This is a genomic window from Quisquiliibacterium sp. (assembly GCF_982640115.1).
Genome location: NZ_CEXFHW010000252.1, coordinates 1 through 4255, shown reverse-complemented (window position 1 = coordinate 4255; position 4255 = coordinate 1). Strand labels below are relative to the sequence as shown.

Sequence of the window (4255 nt, the reverse complement as noted above, 5' to 3'; positions counted from 1 at the left end):
GCCGTCGATGTCGAGGCGACCGGCGACATAGGCCTCGGCCACCTCGCCCACGCGGCCCAGGGCGAGCGCGGCCAGCAGGCGGCGATCGCGCAGCCGCAGATGCACCCGGGCCGCAGGCGGACCGGCACGGCCCCCCGGCCACTCGAGGGACAAGGGCGTGGCCAGGGCGGCCAGACGGGCCTGGGCCAACCGGCCGATGCGGCCGGGGGTGAGCAGCAGCGCGGTATCCATGTCGGTGGCCTTCTGACCACGGCGCGTTGCGGACGCGGACGGGTCGAACCCGGGAAGCATCAAGGCTAGGTGAGGGTGCGCCGCCGCTGACTGCGCCGGCTCAAGCCACCGGCGCATCGCCCCGCCCTCCCGCACGCGATCGCCGCAGCGCTGACCGGCCGCAAGCCGACCGGTCACCCCGCATGCTCCCATCCGCCACACGACGGCCGGGCGCGCGCCGGCACCGGCCGGCGACCCGGCCAGGGCGGGAGCGGCGATGGCACGCAGGAACGGGCAATGGATCGGCTATGTGGCGGTCGGGGTGGCGCTGGCGGCGCTGCTGGCGCAGCGGACCTGGTGGCCGGATGCCGGGCCCTCGGCCCTGGTTCCCTACAGCGAGTTCGAGGACGCGCTGCGGGAGGGCCGCGTGGCAGAGGTGGTGATCGGCGAGCAGCAGCTCACCGCCCGGCTGAACGCGCCGGACGCGCAGGGGCGGCGGCTGATCATGGCCACCCGGGTGGAGCCGGCGCTCGCCGAGCGCCTTCAGGGGCATGGCGTGAGCTACCGCCGGGTGGTCGAGCCGACCTGGCTGCGCGACCTGCTCTCCTGGCTGCTGCCGAGCGCGATCTTCTTCGGGCTCTGGTACCTGGTCAGCCGCCGGCTGTCCGAGAAGATGGGCGCGGGCGGCGGCCTGCTGGGCATCGGCCGCAGCCGCGCGCGGGTCTACATGGAGACCCGCACAGGTGTGCGCTTCGCCGATGTGGCCGGGGTGGACGAGGCCAAGGCCGAGCTGCAGGAGGTGGTGGACTTCCTGAAGAACCCCGCGGAGCACGGCCGGCTCGGCGCACGGGTGCCCAAGGGCATCCTGCTCATGGGGCCCACCGGCACCGGCAAGACCCTGCTCGCACGCGCGGTGGCAGGCGAGGCCGGCGTGGCCTTCTTCTCGATCAGCGGGTCGGAGTTCATCGAGCTCTTCGTGGGCGTGGGCGCAGCCCGGGTGCGCGACCTCTTCGAGCAGGCGCGCAGCCATGCGCCGGCGATCATCTTCATCGACGAGCTCGACGCGCTGGGCAAGGCGCGATCGGCCTTCCCCGGCGCAGGCGGACACGACGAACGCGAGCAGACCCTGAACCAGCTGCTGGTCGAACTCGACGGCTTCGATCCGGGCGTGGGCGTGGTGCTGCTGGCCGCGACCAACCGGCCGGAGATCCTCGACCCGGCGCTGCTGCGCGCCGGCCGCTTCGACCGGCAGGTGCTGGTCGACCGGCCCGACCGCGCGGGCCGGCTGGCGATCCTGCAGGTGCATGCCGCGAAGGTGCGCATGGCCGCGGGCGTGGATCTTGACGCGATCGCCGCCCTCACCACCGGGCTGGCCGGCGCCGACCTTGCCAACCTGGTGAACGAGGCGGCGCTGTGCGCCACGCGGCGCCGCGCGCTGGCGGTGGAGCTGCCCGACTTCACCGCGGCCTTCGAGCGCATCGTGGCCGGCATCGAGCGGCGTCATCGCGTGCTGGGTCTGGTGGAGCGGCGCATCGTGGCCTGCCACGAGATGGGCCACGCGATCACCGCGCTGGCCATGCCGGGCGCCGATCGCATCCACAAGGTGTCGATCGTGCCTCACGGCGTGGGTGCGCTCGGCTACACGCTGCAGCGGCCGGGCGAGGACCGTCATCTGGCGAGCCGCACCGAACTGGTCAACCGCATCGCGGTGCTGATGGGCGGACGCGCGGCCGAAAGGCTGGTGTTCGGCGAGATCTCCACCGGCGCGGCCGATGACATCGCCAAGGCGACCGACATCGCGCGCGACATGGTGATGCGCTACGGCATGGACGAGACCCTGGGCTGCGTGGCCTACGCGGCGCCGTCGCCACGCTTCCTGGTCCTGCCCGAGATGCCATCGCTCGCCGGTGCGATGGCCAGCCCGGAGACGGCGCGGCGCATCGACGAGGCGGTGCGCGCCATCGTCGAGTCGGCCTTCAACCGGGCCACCGAGGTGCTGAGGGAACGGCGCGCAGTGCTCGATCGCTGCGCCGCAGCGCTGGTCGAGCGCGAGACGCTCGACGAGGAGGAGATCCGCCAGCTGATGGCCGCGCCATCGTCGCCGGCGTGAGCGCGACGGGCCGCCGCGGGCCCGTCGCGCGGCGCGGGCTCAGGCCGGCACCGCCGAGAACGCGTCGCGACGCGCCGCCCCGGGCAGCGCATCGACCGGCATCGCCATCAGGCGGCTGGGGTCTTCGATCAGGCCGCGGGTGCTGCGCGAGAACGCGCGCAGGCGCGGCATGTCGAGGATCTCGATGTCGCGGTTGTTGACCCGCAGGCAGCCCCAGGCGGCCAGCGCGCTGAACGAGCGGCTGACGGTGGCATGGGCCACGCCGAGATAGCTGGCGATGTCGCTGCGGCTCATGCGCAGATAGAGGCGCCGCGGCGACTGCCCGCAGGCCTGCATGCGCTCGGACATCTGCACCAGGAAGCGGGCCAGACGGACATCGGCGGCCACCGCGGCCATGACATCAGCGATGTCGGCGCGGGCGGTGAGCTGCCGGCTCACCGCAAGATGCAGCACACGATCGAGCGCCGGCGCGCGCTGCGCCAGCGTGAAGATGTCCTGGATGCGCACCGCGAACACCCGCGAGTCCTCGAGCGCGATCGCGGCGGTGGGATGCTGCCCCATGCACACCGCATCGAAGCCGAGCAGCTCGCCGCGGCGAACGAAGCCGAGCACCTGCTCGTAGCCATCCTCGGCGGTGCGGATGCTCTTGAACGAACCGATGTTCACGAAATAGATCGACTCGGCCTGCGTGCCCTCGTGGTAGAGCGTGGCGCCGGCCCGCACGCGGCGCATCGCCACCGGATAGGCATCGCCCAGGGCGTTGTCGATCGCCTCGGCGCCCATCAGGCGCAGCAGCTCGGTGAGCGTGCTGGCCGCCAGTGCATCGGCCTGCCGCGCCCCGTCGGTGCGAGCGGCTCGGGAGGAGGAAGTCGGGTTGGCTGCGTTCTCGGTGTGGGTCATGCTGTTCTCCGGGGTTGGCAATCGGCCGACGGCGCGGCGCGTGGGATCCACTGTCGCCCAGCCGCGGGTTCGCCGCCATCGGAGGCCCGGCGGAGTTCCGCGGGAAAAACTCCGACAGGCGCAGCCGGTATCCCGATCGGTGGTAGGAATTTTCCGAACAGGGGCGACAGACGGTCGCCCGGAAAGCATGAACGCTTGCGATGGCGCAAGGCCCCGGCTGGTATCCTGACCGTAGACTTGAACGCGTCACCTCGGCGCAATGTCTGGAGGCTCATGTCCTCGATTCCCAGGGCCTGCTGCAGCCCCCCCTCCCCGAGCGCATCGGGCAGCCAAACCGCCCTGACCGACGCCAATCTGGTCATCGATCCCCAGGGCCGCATCCTCATGGCCGATGCCCCCGCCGCTGGCCTGTTCGGCCAGGCTTCGGGCTCGCTCATCGGAAAAAGACTCCCGGACTGCCTGACGCCCGACTCCGCCGAACGGCTGCATCTGGCGCTTGCCCGCAGCGCCGAGGCGCTGCCGGTCGCGGGGCTCTGGCTCACCCCCGCCGGCATGAGCGCTGCCCAACGCCTGCAGGCAAGCCTGAGCACCGCACGACTGGACACCGCGTCCGGCGCGCAGCCGGTGGCCTGCCTGCGTCTGCATCGACCGGCGCCCGACGAGTCGCTCACCGAGCAGATCGCGGCGCTGCGAACCCGGCAGATGCAGCTCTTCGACCAGACCCCCACGGCGGCCATCGTCTGCAAGAATGCGGTGATCGGGTACGCCAACCGCCGCGCGGTGGCGCTGTTCGGCGCGGCCGGTGTCGAATCCCTGGTGGGCCGGCATTGCCATGATCTGGTGGCGCCAGCATGCCGATCGCGGCTTGACCAGTATGTTGCGCAGGCGATGGCTGGCGACCCCGAGGTGCCCATGGTGCAGCTCACCATCAACCGGCTTGACGGCCACCAGCGACAGGCCGAGATCGTGGTGGCCACGCTGCCGGGCTATGGCGACGATCTCACGCTGGCGCTGCTGCACGATGTCACACGGCAC

At 72.1% G+C, this 4255-nt stretch carries 3 protein-coding genes and 1 pseudogene; 2 read left to right on the top strand and 2 right to left on the bottom strand.

The genetic code is table 11. The annotated features are described in order from the left end of the window. A pseudogene (locus AC2H6A_RS18275) lies at nt 1-231 on the bottom strand (hypothetical protein); the annotation flags it as partial. A 256-nt stretch (nt 232-487) separates the two neighbouring features. Between AC2H6A_RS18275 and ftsH the strand changes: the two are divergent. Beyond that, nucleotides 488-2320 carry an ATP-dependent zinc metalloprotease FtsH gene (gene ftsH / locus AC2H6A_RS18270; protein ID WP_484275148.1) on the top strand — a complete coding sequence of 611 codons (1833 nt, stop codon included), beginning with the start codon at nt 488-490 and terminating at the stop codon, nt 2318-2320. Between the two features lie 39 nt (nt 2321-2359). Here ftsH and AC2H6A_RS18265 read toward each other — a convergent pair whose 3' ends face one another. Beyond that, nucleotides 2360-3220 carry a Crp/Fnr family transcriptional regulator gene (locus AC2H6A_RS18265; protein WP_484275147.1) on the bottom strand — a complete coding sequence of 287 codons (861 nt, stop codon included), beginning with the start codon at nt 3218-3220 and terminating at the stop codon, nt 2360-2362. A 273-nt stretch (nt 3221-3493) separates the two neighbouring features. On the opposite strand from AC2H6A_RS18265, the gene AC2H6A_RS18260 reads away from it, so the two are divergent. Further along, a partial coding sequence (locus AC2H6A_RS18260) for a PAS domain-containing protein (RefSeq protein WP_484275146.1) occupies nt 3494-4255 on the top strand: 762 nt, incomplete at its 3' end.

Coding starts and splice junctions, on each gene's coding strand:
- ftsH (WP_484275148.1), top strand. CDS start 488: ATGGCACGCAGGAACGGGCAATGGATCGGCTATGTGGCGGTCGGGGTG.
- AC2H6A_RS18265 (WP_484275147.1), bottom strand. CDS start 3,220: ATGACCCACACCGAGAACGCAGCCAACCCGACTTCCTCCTCCCGAGCC.